At 65.8% G+C, this 14,939-nt stretch carries 10 protein-coding genes; all 10 read left to right on the forward strand.

Features of this window, described 5'->3' with window-relative positions:
* The first annotated feature begins 71 nt into the window (after positions 1 to 71).
* The 10 genes from SB765_RS16755 to SB765_RS16800 all read left to right on the forward strand — a co-directional run bounded on the left by SB765_RS16755 (position 72) and on the right by SB765_RS16800 (position 14,895).
* Complete coding sequence (locus SB765_RS16755) at positions 72 to 1,847, forward strand: ABC transporter ATP-binding protein (protein WP_410931630.1); 1,776 nt, start codon at positions 72 to 74, stop codon at positions 1,845 to 1,847.
* Positions 1,840 to 3,690 carry an ABC transporter ATP-binding protein gene (locus SB765_RS16760; RefSeq protein WP_410931631.1) on the forward strand — a complete coding sequence of 617 codons (1,851 nt, stop codon included), beginning with the start codon at positions 1,840 to 1,842 and terminating at the stop codon, positions 3,688 to 3,690. The genes SB765_RS16755 and SB765_RS16760 overlap by 8 nt, the downstream gene beginning before the upstream one ends.
* 271 nt (positions 3,691 to 3,961) lie before the next feature.
* Positions 3,962 to 5,113, forward strand: coding sequence for an LLM class flavin-dependent oxidoreductase (locus SB765_RS16765; protein ID WP_410911218.1), 1,152 nt, complete (start codon positions 3,962 to 3,964; stop codon positions 5,111 to 5,113).
* Between the two features lie 17 nt (positions 5,114 to 5,130).
* Positions 5,131 to 6,195, forward strand: a complete 1,065-nt coding sequence (locus SB765_RS16770; RefSeq protein ID WP_341798266.1) for an ABC transporter substrate-binding protein — start codon at positions 5,131 to 5,133, stop codon at positions 6,193 to 6,195.
* Entirely contained in the window at positions 6,192 to 7,250 is a 1,059-nt protein-coding gene (locus SB765_RS16775; RefSeq protein WP_341798265.1) for an ABC transporter substrate-binding protein, read from the forward strand. Before SB765_RS16770 ends, SB765_RS16775 begins: the two co-directional genes overlap by 4 nt.
* A 298-nt stretch (positions 7,251 to 7,548) precedes the next feature.
* The gene (locus tag SB765_RS16780; RefSeq protein ID WP_410931632.1) at positions 7,549 to 9,792 is read left to right on the forward strand and encodes a TonB-dependent receptor; all 2,244 of its coding nucleotides are present in this window, start codon (positions 7,549 to 7,551) and stop codon (positions 9,790 to 9,792) included.
* Between the two features lie 58 nt (positions 9,793 to 9,850).
* Positions 9,851 to 12,298, forward strand: coding sequence for a TonB-dependent receptor plug domain-containing protein (locus SB765_RS16785; protein ID WP_410931633.1), 2,448 nt, complete (start codon positions 9,851 to 9,853; stop codon positions 12,296 to 12,298).
* Positions 12,299 to 12,555: 257 nt separating this feature from the next.
* Positions 12,556 to 13,308 (forward strand): ABC transporter permease, encoded by a 753-nt coding sequence (locus SB765_RS16790; protein WP_341798262.1) that lies wholly within the window; start codon positions 12,556 to 12,558, stop codon positions 13,306 to 13,308.
* 10 nt (positions 13,309 to 13,318) lie between these two features.
* Positions 13,319 to 14,074, forward strand: a complete 756-nt coding sequence (locus SB765_RS16795; RefSeq protein WP_410931634.1) for an ABC transporter permease — start codon at positions 13,319 to 13,321, stop codon at positions 14,072 to 14,074.
* 11 nt (positions 14,075 to 14,085) lie between these two features.
* The gene (locus tag SB765_RS16800; RefSeq protein WP_410911222.1) at positions 14,086 to 14,895 is read left to right on the forward strand and encodes an ABC transporter ATP-binding protein; all 810 of its coding nucleotides are present in this window, start codon (positions 14,086 to 14,088) and stop codon (positions 14,893 to 14,895) included.
* The last annotated feature ends 44 nt before the right edge of the window (positions 14,896 to 14,939 follow it).

Here is a 14,939-nt window from a genome sequence, read left to right on the forward strand (position 1 = left end):
CGCGTCGCGCCCCATTCGCGGCACAAGGCCGCTCCTACAAGGGCGGTGTCGCATTCTGATCGAGCATCTACATGAACCACCCGCTTCTTCGGGCATTGGCCATCTACCGCGAAATGCCTTGGCGCTTTGCTCTGGTCGCTGCCTTGTACATTGCCGGCAACCTCGGCCTGGCCTGGCAACAGTGGCTGATCGGCCATGCGGTCGATGATGTCAGCGCCGGCCGCGCCGTGCTGCGCCTGGCCGACAGCAGCCTGGACGCCAGCGTGGCCTGGCACTGGTTGTGGCTGCTGCTGGCCATCGCCCTGGGCCGCGGCCTGCTGCAATACGCCGCCGCCGTGCTGTCGCTGGTGCTAAGCCAGGCCCTGCTCACGCGCCTGCGTGAGCGCATCCTCAGCCAGGTGCAGCGCTTGCATCTGGGCTATCACTGGCACCACGGCATGGGCGAACTGGTCACCCGCACCACCCGCGATGCCGACAAGGTGCGCGACGCGCTGATCACCTTCTGGCGGCAGATCATCGAAACCCCGCTGGTGGTGATCGTCGCGGTGGGCCTGCTGAGTTGGTACGACCCGCTGCTGGGGCTGGTACCACTGCTGCTGACCGGCGCCGGGCTATGGCTGTTCGTGGTGCAGACCGATCGCCTGGTCACCCTCGACCGTGCCGTGGGCGCCGCCTATGACCAGGTCAGCCAGGACCTCGCCGAAGGCATCGGGGGTGTGCGGGTAATCAAGGCATTTGGCCTGGAACAGCAGCGCATTGCCCGCTTCGCCCGACAAGTCGAGGTGTTCACCGGCCATGCCCGCGCTGCCCTTGCCTACGCCAGCTCGCGAATTCCGCTGCCGCAGGCGGTGGTGGCGCTGGGGCATGTGTGGATCCTGGTGTACGGTGCCCATCGCGTGGCGGCCGGCGCGCTGGGTATCGGTGAGCTGGTCACTTCGCTGCTGGTGGCCACCACGCTGGTGTTCCGCATCGAAGGCATTGGCCGGGTGATGCAGACTTTCGCCGATGCCCGCGCCAGTGCCGAACGCATCTGGCAGCTGCTGGACGAACGCCCGGCCATCGTCGGCGGCCATGCCACCCTGCCCGAAGGGCCGTTGGGGCTGAAGCTGAACCAGGTGCAAGTTAGTGCAGCAGAAGCTGGCCGGCCTATCCTGCAAGATTGCTCGCTGACCCTGCTGCCCGGTGAGGTGGTGGCGCTGGTCGGCGCCACAGGCACGGGTAAAAGCCTGCTGGCCAGCCTGCTGCCACGTTTGGCCGATGTACAGCACGGCAGCGTCCAGGTCGGCAGCGATGCTGCAGGTTGGCACGACGTGCGTGACCTCGACCTGGCCGACCTGCGCCGCCGCGTGCAAGTGCTGCCGCAGGAGAGCTTTCTGTTCTCCGACAGCCTGGCGGCCAACCTGCGCCTGGCGGCAGCGCAAGCCAGCGACGCCCAGTTGCGTGAAGGTATGCGCCTGGCCGCCGCTGAGGACGTGCTGGAACGCCTGCCCCACGGCCTCGACACGCCGCTGGGCGACCGCGGCGTGACCCTGTCCGGCGGCCAGCGCCAGCGCCTGTGCCTGGCCCGCGCGCTGCTCGGCGCGCCGGACATCCTCTGCCTCGACGACGCCACCAGCGCCCTGGATGCCCTGGGCGAACGCCAAGTGCTGCACAACATCCGCCGCCTGCACAGCGCCAGCGGCCAAGGCCCGACCTTGCTGCTGATCACCAGTCGCCTCTCCACCCTGCTGCTGGCCGACCGCGTGCTGATGCTGGAAAACGGCCGCATCACTGCCAACGGCAGCCATGCCGAGCTGTGCACGAACAACGCCCGTTACCGCGACTTGCTGGGGATCGACCATGACTGATGCGCAGCACACCCCCGCCAGCGATATCGACATCGAACAACGCCTGGCCCGCCAGGCGCTGGACCGGGGCATGTTCCACCGCTTGCTGCCGCTGTTGCAGCCCATTCGCGGGCAGATCCTTGCCGTGATCGGCATCGAGCTGCTGCTGGTATTTACCGTGTTCCTGCGCCCGTGGTTCGTGCGGGAACTGCTGGACAAGGGCCTGGTGCCCAGCGCCGACCACTGGCTGCTCGACGAGCGCCTGGTACTGTGGTTGGGCCTGGGGCTGGCCGCGAGCTGGCTGGGGCGCTTTCTGCTGGCCGGGGTGTCACAGTTCATTGCCGGGCGCGCAGCGATCGGCGTGCTCAACGCCTTACGGGTGAAAGTGTTCGCCCATGTGCAGGCGCTGTCGGTGAGCTACTTCGACCAGACCCGCGCCGGGCGCATCATTTCCCGTGCCGACCGGGACGTGGATGCGCTGGAGCCCTTGCTGGTGCAGGGCCCGCCCGAGCTGCTCGGCGCCTTGCTGCGCTGCGGCCTGGCAGCGGTAATGCTGTGGCGCATCGACCCCAGCTTCTTCTACAGCCTGGCTGCCACGGTACCGTTGCTGGTCGTGGCCACCTGGCTCTTCAAACGGGTTTCGCAGCGCAATTGGGCCAAGGTGGCCGAGCAGCGCAGCCGCTTCACCGCACACCTGGTGGAAAGTGTGAGCGGGGTGCGGCTGATCCAACAGTGCGGGCAAGAGCAGACCAACCAGGCACGTTACCGACGCCTGCTGGAAGACTTCAACCAGGCGCTGATCCGCGGCAGCCTGCGCGCCGGGTGGTTCGCCCCGTTTACCGCATTGCTCAGCACCGCCGGCATGGCCGTACTGTTGCTGGTGGGTGCTCATGGCCTGGCCGAGGGTAAGGTCAGCGTGGGCCAGGTGGCCGAGAGCCTGTTCTACGTGTTCCTGTTCCTTGGGCCACTGCAAGAGCTGTCGGACCTGTTCGAGCGCTACGCCACCGGCAGCGCTTCAGCCCAGCGCATTTTCCTGCTGCTCGACACCCGCCCACAAGTGCTCGACCCGCCAGCGCCACACGCCCTGACCAAGGCGCGCGGCCAGGTGGACTTCGACGCGGTCGGCTTTGCCTATACCCCGAACAGCTCGCGCCCGGTGATCGACGGGCTCGACCTGCATATCCGCGCAGGTGAAGTGCTGGCCATCGTCGGCCCTTCCGGGCACGGCAAGAGCACCCTGGTGCAGTTACTGACGCGCTTCTACGAAGTGCAGCACGGCGCCGTGAAGCTGGACGGCATCGACCTGCGTGCGCTGGCCCAGCATGACTTACGGCGCAACGTGGGCGTGGTGCTGCAGGACAACGTGCTGTTCAGCGGCAGCATCCTCGACAACCTGCGCCTGGCCGCGCCATCTGCCGACGATGCACAACTGGTGGCCGCAGCCCGTGAGCTGGGTGCCGACGAGGTGCTGGAGCGCCTGCCGCAGCGTTACGAAACCGAAGTCGGCCCACTGGGCGCGCACCTGAGCCATGGCCAGCGCCAGTTGGTGTGCCTGGTGCGGGCCTACCTGGCCGACCCGGCGGTGCTGGTGCTGGACGAAGCCACCTCGGCAGTGGACGTGCACACCGAGCGACGTATCCAGCGCGCGCTGCGCAGGCTGTGCCAGGGGCGGACTGCGATCATCATCGCCCACCGCCTGGCGACCATTCGCGATGCCGACCGGATTGCCGTGGTGAAGCATGGGCGGGTGGTGGAGCAAGGGGCGCATGCCGATCTGATCGGGCGTAATGGCGCCTATGCGGCGCTGTACGACGCGTACCTGCGCAGTGCTGGAGAGGTTGTAACCGAGGGGATCGAAGTCTGACTTGCCGGCCTCTTCGCGGGTAAACCCGCTCCCACAGGATCACCACAGCATTCAATACCTGTGAGGTACCTGTGGGAGCGGGTTCACCCGCGAAGAGGCCGGGCCTGTTCATGCTGCTACCCCAGCATCCATTGCTGCCGCACTGCTGCCACAGCAGCAGCCCTCTGCCCGTCTACTCCTCAAACCCCCGCCCTACAGGCCACGCGCCACGCATGGCACAGCCGTTGCACCGCCGTCCCCATCCGCACAACCTCCCCCTTCAGGAGCCCCCATGACCACCGAATTCTTCTGGCGCCTGCCCTTGGGCACCGATGGCCCACAGCTGTCCACCGACCGCCACAACCGCGGCAACCCCGCGCACCGCCCCGGCAATATCGCCCCCGGCCGCCTGCCCGATGGCCAGGCCGATGGTTTCACCTACATCGACTACATCGCCCAGGTGGCCAAGGCCGCCGAGCTGGCCGGGTTCGAAGGCGCGCTGCTGCCCACCGGCCCGGAGCCTTGGATCGCGGCCGCCGCGCTGGCCCGCGAAACCCGGCGCATCCGCTTCCTGATCGCTTTCCAGGCCACCTGGACCCTGCCCGCCTACGCCGCCCAGCAGGCGGCAATCCTGCAGAACCTCAGCGGTGGCCGGCTGGACTGGAACATCATCACCGGCGGCAACCCGGCCAGCCAACGGTCCAATGGCGACTTCCTGGAGCATGACCTGCGCTACAAGCGCACCGGCGAATTCCTCGACGTGATCCAGGGCCTATGGACACAGGAAAAGTTCTCCTACGAAGGCGATATCTACCGCCTGGAAAACGGCAGCCTGCCGCCGGGCCTGCAACACGAACGCAAACCGGGCGTGTACTTTTCCGGTTTTTCCGACGCGGCGCTAGACGTGGCTGCGCGGCACGCCGATGTGTACCTGAACTGGGCCGAGCCGATCGACAAGCTCAAGCCGCATATCGAACGCGTGCGCGAACTGGCCGACAAACAGGGCCGCACGGTGCGTTTCGGCCTGCGTGTCGACCTGTTCGCCCGCGAGACCGAGGAGCAAGCCTGGCGCGAGCTGCGCCAGCAGTTCGAGCGCCTGGAAGGCAAGGCCAGCGCCAGTGCCAAGGGCTTCGTGACCGGCTCGGACTCTGTCGGCGGTGCACGCCAGGCAGCCTACCACCAAGGCTTGCAGGGCTTCGACGAACTGATCCTGGCACGCAACCTGTGGGCCGGCTTCGCCAAGGCCAAGCCCGGCCCCACCGTGGGTCTGGTGGGTAGCCATCAGAACATCGCCGAACGCCTGGCCGAATACCGCGATGCCGGTTTCAGCACCTTCATCCTCGCCGCCAACCCGCACCTGGAAGAGGCCCTGCGCATCGGCCAGGAAGTGTTGCCGCTGGTGCAGCAGGCTGCCACCACCACCCCTTTGCAGGCCAGCGCCTGAGCCGACCGGAGCTGAACATGAGCCAACCCCTCGATACCCTGTGGTACACCCGTTGTCCGGTGCCCACCGGCCTGGGCATCGCCGTGCAGCAAGGCTGGCTGCAGGAAGACCTGGCCGGCCTCGGCACCCAGGTGCAGTCCCTGCGTGAAGCCGACCAGCAGGCGGTGCGCGAATCGCACTTCGACCACAGCCTGCTCAATTCGGTACGCCACGGCGGCAGCATCCCGGCCATCTGGGCCCGCGCCCAGGGCCGCGACACCCGCGTGATCGGCCTGTCGTGGGCCGATGAGGCGCAGTTGATACTGACCCGCCAAGACAGCGGCATCTACACCGTAAAAGACCTCAAGGGCCGCCGCTTCGGCCTGCCCGACTGGGCCGCCGCACAGATCGACTTCACCCGCGCGCAAGCCCTGCGCGGGCTGGAAAACGCCCTCAAGCTGGCAGGCTTGCAAGTGGGCGACGTGGACCTGGTCAACTACCGCTACGACGGCACCTTCAGCGACCGCCCGGTGCGCAACGTGGCCGGCACGCCGGTGTCCAGCACCCAGAGCGAAGGCCGCAACCTGGAGCTGGCCGGCCTGCTGCGCGGCGAGGTCGATGCAATCTTCCTCAAGGGCGCCAGCGCCGTGCAACTGGCCCACGCCTTTGCCCTGCACACGGTGATCGACACCGGCAGCCACCCCGACCCGCTGATCCGCAGCAACAACGGCACGCCACGCACCCTGGCGGTAGACAGCCACCTGCTGGCGCAGCACCCGCAAGTGGTGCGCACCCTGCTCGGCTCGGTGCTGCGCGCCGAACGCTGGGCCCACCAGCACGCCGACGAAACCCGCCGCTACCTGGCGCGGGAAACCAACAGCAGCGAGTACTGGGTGCAAGTGGCTTACGGCACCGACGCCCACCTGCGCCTGAGCACGCGCCTGGACGAACAGGCCATTGATGCCTTGCAGGACTTTGTCGAGTTCCTCAAGCGCTGGCGCTTCATCCCAGCGCGCTTCGAGGTGCGCGACTGGATCACTCGCCAACCACTGGACCAACTGCTGGCCCCCCTCCACATGGACAGGAAACCCGTTACCCCATGACCAAGCCCCTGGAAACGCTCTGGTACACCCACAGCCCCGTGCCCACCGGCCTCGGCATCGCCGTGCAGTCGGGGCGGCTGGCCGAGGCCTTCACGCCGTTTGGCACCAATATCCAGTCGCTGCGCGAGTCCAGCGAACGCGAGGTGCGCGAAGCCCACTACGACCATCACCTGCAGAACTCGGTGCGCCACGGCGGTAACATCCCGGCAATCTGGGCCTACGCCAGCGGCGTCGAGACCCGCGTGCTGGGGCTGTCGTGGAGTGATGAGGTGCAGTTGATCCTCACCACCGAAGAAAGCGGCGTACGCAGCATTCGCGACCTGAAGAACCGCCGTTTCGGCATACCCAAGTGGGCCAACGTCCAGATCGACTTCACCCGTGCCCAGGCCCTGCGCGGGCTGGAAAACGCCCTGAAGCTCGAAGGCCTGGCGGTGGCCGATGTGGAGCTGGTCGACTACCCCTACGGCGGCACCTACAGCGACGACGCCAAGCAGCACCTGTACGGTGCCGAAGTGAGCCTGGACACCAGCCGCTTCAGCCGCCGCAACAATGAGCTGATCGGCCTGCTGCGGGGCGATATCGACGCCATCTTCCTGAAGGGTGCGCACGCGGTGCACCTGGCCCATGAGTTCGGCCTGCGCGTGGTGGTCGATACCGGCAGCCACCCCGACCCGCTGATCCGCAGCAACAATGGCACCCCGCGCACGCTGACCGTGGACCGGCATTTGCTGGAAAACCACTTCGATGCCAGCCGTACGCTGGTCGACACGGTGCTGCGCACCGAGCAATGGGCCTGGGCCAACCCGGAAGACACTCGGCGCTTTTTGGCGCGCGAACTGAACACCAGCGAGTACTGGGTGGCAGCGGCCTATGGCGACGACGCGCACCGGCGCTTGCGCACCACCCTGGACAGCCGCTCGATCGAGGCGCTGCAGGACTTTACCGAGTTCCTGTTCAGGTGGGGGTTCATTCCACGGCGTTTCGATGTGCGGGAGTGGATTGATTTTCGCGTGCTGGAGAGTGTGATCGGTTCGACTTCGCGGTTGGCGGTTTGAGATTTTTGGGGCTGCTGCGCAGCCCTTTCGCGGCACAAGGCCGCTCCTACAAGGGCCTGGCTTACGCTGAACAATTGTAGGAGCGGCCTTGTGCCGCGAAAGGGCCGCAAAGCGGCCCCAACAATCTCAGCCCCACCACTGCTGCCCCAGCAGCACCCGCCCAGCACCCCACTGCTGCCCAATCTGCAACACCCTCTCAAAAATCGAATAAAATCCTTATATTTCAATGATTTGACAACATGGCACAGTCCCTGCTCTAGCTCTCCCCAACAACGCTTTACATACGGGGAGATCCACCATGCACCAGCTCAATCCACTCGCCCGCCAGATCAGCCTCGCGCTGCTGCTGGCCGGTACCGGCAGCCAGGCCATCGCCGCCAACGAAGTCAATAAAACCGAACCGGCCCTGGAAACCGTCACGGTCACCGCCCAGCACCGCGAGCAGACCTTGCAGGAAGTCCCGGTGGCCGTGTCGGCCATCAAAGGCACCAGCATCACCGCCGATGGCGTGCGCTCGATGGGCGACATCACCACCTTCGTGCCCAACGCCTCGGCCAAGAACCCCGACGGCGACGGCCGCCCGCGTTGGTACATCCGCGGCCTGGGCACCGGCGACACAGGCGCGGCAACGGTCTTCCCGGTGGGCATCTACGCCGATGACGTCTACCTAAACGCCCCCATCGCAGGCGGTGGGCCGCTGTTTGACCTGGAGCGCATCGAAATACTGCGTGGGCCCCAAGGCACCCTGTATGGCAAGAACACCACTGCCGGTGCAGTGAACGTGATCTCGAAGAAGCCCACCTTCGACACCGACGGTTATGGCACTGTCGGCTTTGGCAGCAAGAACGAACGCATCGTCACCGGCGCCATCGGCGGCGCGCTCGTGGACGAAAAACTGGCCGGGCGAGTGGCGCTGTATTCCGAGGAGCGTGACGGCTTCCAGAACAACGACTTCAACGGCAACACCTATGGCGATGTGAACAAGAAAGCCATCCGCCTGCAGTTCCTGGGCCAGCTCAACCCCGACCTGGACGCCCTGCTCAAGGTCCACAGCCGCCAGTTCAAGGGCGACGGCAGCAATGGTTCGCTGCCCGTGGGCCGCTACTACAACGTCGGCTACGAACGCCCGCATGGCCGCGACATCTCGCTGAACGTCAACGAAGACTACCGCCTGGACCACGACGGCGCCTCGCTGACGTTCAACTACTACCTGGGCGACTACACGCTGACCTCGATCAGCGCCTACGACTACATCCGCAACCGCTCCACCAGCGACGCCGACTACACCCCCTACGAGGTCAACGGCGCGTCGATCACCGACAACAGCTACCGCCAATGGTCGCAGGAGTTTCGCCTGGCCTCGCCGGAAGACCGCCCGCTGCACTGGCTGCTGGGTGCGCACTACTTCCACGAAGACCTCGACAGCTCGGCACAGCGGGTGGTCACCCCCGGGCCGACGCCAAACGGTACCGGCTCGAATCAGGTGGGCACCACGGCTTTCCGCGACATGGGCTTTGACCACCGCACCGACAGCTACGCGCTGTTTGGCAACCTGACCTATGACTTCACCGATGACTTCAGCGTCACCGGTGGCCTGCGCTGGACCCAGGAGAAAAAGGACATCGACCTGGACCTGGTGCAGCTTACCCGCGCCACCGCCAACGGTCCGCTGGTCCCGCTGGGTGGCGTGGGCACCAACGGCAATCGCCAGGAAGACAAGACCTGGGAGGCCTGGACCTACGACCTGACGCCCGAGTACCGCATCAACGACAACCTGCGGGTGTTCTTCCGCTACGCCCACGGCTTCCGCTCGGGCGGCTTCAACACCGGGCTGTCGACCAGCCTGGCGCAACTGACCACGGTCGACCCGGAAGAGCTGGATGCCTATGAGCTGGGGCTGAAGTCGGAGTGGTTCGACCGCCGCCTTACCGTCAACGCCAACCTCTTCTACTACGACTACTCCGACATCCAGGTGAACCTGCTGACGGTGAACAATGGCGTGCTCACCACCGCACTGACCAACGGCGCCAAGGGCAAGGTCAAGGGTGCGGAGCTGGAGATCGAAGGCCAGCCGACCGAGCGCCTGCACCTGCGCGCGGCGGTGTCGTTCCTTGACACCGAATACACCGACTTCAAGAACACCAACCCCACCACTGGCGCGGTAACCGGCGATTACAGCGGCAACAGCTTCGTGCGTTCGCCGCGCAACGTGGTGTCGCTGGGTGCCGACTACACCATTGCGCTGGAAGTGGGCGGCAAGCTGGTGGCAGGGGGGGACGTGAGCTTCCGTGACAAGGAGTACTTCCTGGCCGACCGCCAGAGCAGCGCCGACGAAACCCTCAGCCAGCCCCACTACACGTTGGCCAACGCCCGCCTGAGCTGGTTCAGCCACGACGAAAAGCTGAGCGTGACCGGTTTCGTCAACAACCTCACCGACCGCCGCTACCAGGTGCACGGCCGGCCCAACGGTACCGCCGGGCAGTACGTGATCACCTACGGCGACCCGCGCACCGTCGGGTTCAGCGTTACCAGCCGGTTCTAGGTTGCCCTTTCGGCCTTATCGCCGGCACTGCCAATACATCATTCAGCAGGAACACCCCATGCCCCACCACACCCCCTTGGCCAGCGCCATCGCTTTGGCCATCGCCGGCCTGGCCATGCCCGCATTCGCCGCCGAACCCGCCGACCGCCTCGACACCGTGGTTGTGGTCGGCACCCACCGCAGCGACGTCACCGCCCTGCAAAGCGCCGCGCCGGTCGATGTGCTGAGCGGTGAAAAACTCCAGGAAACCGGCGCCAGCGACCTGTCCGCGGCACTCACTGCGCTTTCGCCTTCGTTCAGCTTCCCGCAGTCGCCCCAGGGCGCCTTTGCCGGTTCGATTGCCCAGGGCGCCTCGCTGCGCGGCCTGGCCTCCGACCAGGTGCTGGTGCTGGTGAACGGCAAGCGCCGCCACACCAGCGCCAACGTCACCCGCCAGGGCCTGGTCAACGCCCGTGGCGCGGCGGCCGTGGACCTCAGCCTGATCCCGCTGTCGGCCATCGAACGGGTAGAAATCCTGCGCGATGGTGCGGCCGCCCAGTACGGCTCGGACGCCATTGCCGGGGTGATCAACATCGTGCTCAAGGAGCGCGACGAAGGCGGTAACGCCGGCTACCGCTTCGGCGGCTACAAGAAAGGCGACGGCCTGCAGCGCAAGCTCAGCGGCTGGAAGGGCTTTGCACTGCCCAACGACGGCTTCCTGACCCTGGCCTTCGACGCCGGCAGCCAAGACCCCGCCAGCGATACCCGCGACGACAACCGCCTGTTCTACCCCGGCTCCACCAGCATCGACACCGCGCGCGAGCAGAACAACCGTTACCGCAACTGGCGCTGGGGTTCGGGCAATGTCTCGGACCAGTACAACTTCACCGCCAACGCCGAGATGGGTTTGAGCGAGGGGCTAAGTGCCTACGGTTTTGCCACCTATGCGCACAAGAATACGGATGCCGAGAACTTCTTCGACCCGCCCACCACATTGCGCAACAACTACGGCAGCGTAGCCCTGGCGCGCTACCCGGACGGCCGTCTACCGGTCACCCGCTACGGCCTGGAAGACTTTGCCGTCACCGGTGGCCTGCGCTTCGAGGACCAGGCCCTGGGCAAATTCGACTTGGCGCTGAACTACGGCAATAACCGCGTCGACTCCACCGACCGCGACGCCATCAACCCCAGCTGGGGCACCGCCAGCCCGTCGACCATCTACACCGGTCGCCGCGAAGCCGACCAGACCAACCTGACCCTGGACTGGACCCGCGACTTCGCCAACGACTGGCTGTTCAAGCCGCTGACCGTTTCCGCCGGGCTGGCCTGGCGCCAGGAAAACTACGACCTCAGCGAAGGTGACGCCGCCGGCTGGTCAAACGGGCCGCTGTTCAACACCATCGACCCTGTCTCCGGCAGGCGCATACCCGGTTACTACTCGGGCATCACCCAGGTCGATGCCGTGTCGCTGGACCGCCGCGTGATCGGTGCCTACTTTGATGTCGAAGCCCAGCTGAGCGAAAAGTTGCAGGCCGGCGTGGCCGTGCGCAGCGAGCACTATTCGGACTTCGGCGACACTACCAATGGCAAGTTGTCGTTGCGCTACGACTTCACCCCGCAGATTGCCGCGCGCGCCAGCGCCAGTACCGGCTACCGTGCGCCTTCGCTGGTGCAGAGCGGGTTATCGTCGTTTAGCGTACAGGTGGTGGAACAGCCCCCAGGCAGTGGCAACTGGGTCGAGGTGCAGCAGCGCACCCTGCGTGCCGACAGCCCGGAAGCGGCCCTGCTTGGCGGCAAGGCGCTGAAACCTGAAGAATCGACCAACTTCTCCGTGGGCCTGGTCTGGCGGCCATTGCCCAACGCCTCGGTCACACTCGACGCCTATCGTATCGACATCGACAACCGCATCACCCTGTCCGACCAATTACCTGCATCGGTAGTGGGTCCGATCTTCGCAGGTACCCCTTACGCCAACATCCAGAGCGCGGCGTTCTACACCAACATTGCCGACACACGCACCGATGGCTTCGAATTGGCCGGCCATTACCAGCTGGATGCAGGCCGCTGGGGGCGCGTGGACTTCAACGGTGGCTACGCGCGCAACAACACCCGTATAACCGGACTGGATGATGTGGGCGGCATCCCTGGCAGCCAGATCATCGGCCGCAACACTCAGGGGCTGATCGAAGACGGCACCCCCGAGGACAAGCTGACCCTCAGTGCCAACTGGCTGTATGACGGCTGGAGCGTCACCGTCGCCCAGCGCCGGTATGGGGAATGGAAGAACCGCAACGCCGCCAACCCGACGCTGGACCAGACCTTCAGCCCGCAATGGGTGACCGACCTGGATGTGTCGTACCGCTTCGACCTGGGCCTGACCTTGTCGGCGGGCGCGATCAACCTGTTCGACAGCCACCCGGACAAGCTCGAGGGCGCACAGTTGTACGGCGTGCCCAAATACTCCATCACCAGCCCGGAAGGGGCGCAGGGGGCGTTCTACTACACCAGCGTGAGTTACGACTTCTAAGCTGAAACCGGGTTGCCTTCTTCGCGGGCTTGCCCGCTCCCACAGGTCCTGCACAGGTTCGCAGACAGGTGCCATCCTGTGGGAGCGGGCAAGCCCGCGAAGAAGCCAGCACCGATGCTGCTGACTGACTGCTGCTCTGGCAGCACCTCGCTGCTGCTCAAGCATCACACTCACCCTCCAGCCCCGCAATCCGGGGCTTGCGCCCCTGGCACAGCTCTTGCGATACACCTCTACCTTCTGCTTTCCCAAGGCCAGCCATGCGCGTGCTTTCTCGTCTTTCCTGGTTCATCTCCCCCCTGGCCCTGCTTATCTGCTGGGCCGTGGTGGCCTATGCCGGGCTGTTTCCGGCCAACCTGCTTATACCGCCGCTGGAGGTGTGGCACAGCCTCACCGACCTGCTGGCCACCGGCGAGTTGCAAGAGCACTTGGCCGGCAGCCTGTCGCGACTGGCCTTGGGCTTTACCGGCGGCGCACTGGCCGGCCTTGGTTTCGGCGCGGCGCTGGCCTTGTCGAAGACCGTGGAGGCCTACTGCGCCCCGCTGTTCCACACCCTGCGCCAGGTGCCCAGCATCGCGTTGATCCCGATGTTCGTGCTGCTGTTTGGGGTGGATGAAACCTTCAAGGTGATCATCGTCGCCAAGACTGCGTTTTTCCCGGTGGCACTGGCCACCTGCGAAGGTATCCGCGCGATCCCTCGCAGCCATTTCGAAGTGGCTGCGGTATACCGCCTGCGCTGGCCCACGCTGGTATGGCGGATCGCCCTGCCCGCTGCGGTGCCGGCGATCGTCACCGGTATCCGCGTGGCCCTGACCCGTGCCTGGGTAGTGCTGGTGGCTTGCGAGCTGCTGGCGGCCGACAGCGGTCTGGGGCAGATGATCGAGATGGGCCGGCAAATGCTGCGCATCGATGTAGTGATGGTCGGCGTTGTGCTGACCGGGCTGATCGGCTTCACCCTGGACTTCACCCTGCGCCGCGTGGAACGACACTTGTCCGCCTGGCAGAGCCGCTGAGGAGGCTGTGATGAAACGACTTGATTTGCGTGGCCTGGTACTGCCGCTGTTGCTGCTCGGCGCCTGGGAGTACGCCTCGCGCCAAGGTGCAGCCGGGGCCTATGCGTTCGTGCCACTGGCGCAGGTGGGCACAGCATTGGCCGAACTGCTGGGCAGCGGCGAACTGCTGGTCAACCTGTGGGCGAGCCTGTTACGTACCTGCAGCGGCCTTGCCATCGGCATTGTCGGCGGTGTCGGGCTGGGTACGTTGATGGCCCTGTCCTCCCCCGCCAACCGCCTGATCGCGCCGCTGTTCCATGCCTTGCGCCAGGTGCCGATGCTGGGCTGGATCCCGCTGATCGCCTTGTGGCTGGGGAACGGCGAAGGCGCCAAGCTGCTGATCGTCAGCCTGGCAGCGTTGTACCCGATGGTGCTCAACACCTTCGAGAGCCTGCGCCAGGTCGCCGGCCAGCACCGCGAAGCGGCACGGGTGCTGATGCTCGGCCGCTGGCAGCAGCTTTGGCTGATCCTGTTGCCCGCCGCACTGCCCGGCATTGCCGCCGGGGTGCTGCAAGCCTTGGCCTTTGCCTGGGTAACCTCGGTGGGCAGCGAGCTGTTTTTGTCTGCCGGGGCTGGCCTTGGCAGCCTGATGATGAACGCCGAAGCTGCGGCGCGCATGGAGATCATCGTGGTCTGCGTGCTGTGCATCGGCCTGAGTGGCTACCTGATGTCCTGGCTGTGCACCCTGCTCACCCGCCGCCTGCTGCGCTGGCGCACCAACCATTGAAAGGCCCGACCATGAACGCCATCGCCCACGTTTTACCCACCACCGCCAGCACCGGCGCGCTGACCATTCGCGGCCTGAACAAGGCGTACCCGCTCAAGGGCAAGCAGGTGCCAGTGCTCGAAGGCATCGATCTGGATATCCGCCCGGGCGAATTCGTCAGCATCCTCGGCGCCAGCGGCTGTGGCAAATCCACGCTGCTGCGGCTGATTGTCGGCCTCGACCAGGACTACCAGGGCCAGATCCTGCTGGACCGGCAACCCGTGCGCGGGCCGGGCCTGGAGCGCGGTATCGTGTTCCAGGACCATCGTCTGTTCCCGTGGATGACCCTGCAGCAGAACATTGCCTTGGCCTTGAAAAACCATGCGCTACCCGCAGCCGAGAAGAACAGGTTGGTGGCCGAGCACATCGAACTGGTAGGCCTGAGTGGTTACGAGCAGGCCTACCCGCACCAGCTGTCCGGCGGCATGGCCCAGCGCGCGGCAATTGCCCGGGCGCTGGTGAACAAGCCCAAGGTGCTGTTGCTGGACGAACCGCTCGGCGCGCTGGACGCCCTGACCCGGGTACGGTTGCAGCAGGAGTTGCAGCGCATCTGGGTGCAGGAGCGTTGCACGGTAATCATGGTGACCCATGACATCGAGGAAGCGCTGTACCTGGGGGACCGGGTGATCGTGATGGACGCGCACCCGGGGCGGATTCGCGAGGACTTGCGCATTGATCTGCCACACCCACGACAGCGGGACAGCCAGGTGTTGCAGGGGTACAAGCAGCGCTTGCTGGGGGAGCTGGTGGGGCATTGCGGGGGAGACGGGCGCCTCGCCTGAGGTGGTGGAACGGGTCTCCCGAAGGATGATTGCGGCGTGCTTAG

The sequence above is a fragment of the Pseudomonas sp. SIMBA_067 genome (assembly GCF_046534675.1).
Taxonomy (GTDB): Bacteria; Pseudomonadota; Gammaproteobacteria; order Pseudomonadales; family Pseudomonadaceae; genus Aquipseudomonas; species Aquipseudomonas putida.

Excerpts from the sequence above, each read along its gene's own strand:
- SB765_RS16755 (WP_410931630.1), top strand. The coding sequence starts at position 72 with ATGAACCACCCGCTTCTTCGGGCATTGGCCATCTACCGCGAAATGCCT.
- SB765_RS16760 (WP_410931631.1), top strand. The coding sequence starts at position 1,840 with ATGACTGATGCGCAGCACACCCCCGCCAGCGATATCGACATCGAACAA.
- SB765_RS16765 (WP_410911218.1), top strand. The coding sequence starts at position 3,962 with ATGACCACCGAATTCTTCTGGCGCCTGCCCTTGGGCACCGATGGCCCA.
- SB765_RS16770 (WP_341798266.1), top strand. The coding sequence starts at position 5,131 with ATGAGCCAACCCCTCGATACCCTGTGGTACACCCGTTGTCCGGTGCCC.
- SB765_RS16775 (WP_341798265.1), top strand. The coding sequence starts at position 6,192 with ATGACCAAGCCCCTGGAAACGCTCTGGTACACCCACAGCCCCGTGCCC.
- SB765_RS16780 (WP_410931632.1), top strand. The coding sequence starts at position 7,549 with ATGCACCAGCTCAATCCACTCGCCCGCCAGATCAGCCTCGCGCTGCTG.
- SB765_RS16785 (WP_410931633.1), top strand. The coding sequence starts at position 9,851 with ATGCCCCACCACACCCCCTTGGCCAGCGCCATCGCTTTGGCCATCGCC.
- SB765_RS16790 (WP_341798262.1), top strand. The coding sequence starts at position 12,556 with ATGCGCGTGCTTTCTCGTCTTTCCTGGTTCATCTCCCCCCTGGCCCTG.
- SB765_RS16795 (WP_410931634.1), top strand. The coding sequence starts at position 13,319 with ATGAAACGACTTGATTTGCGTGGCCTGGTACTGCCGCTGTTGCTGCTC.
- SB765_RS16800 (WP_410911222.1), top strand. The coding sequence starts at position 14,086 with ATGAACGCCATCGCCCACGTTTTACCCACCACCGCCAGCACCGGCGCG.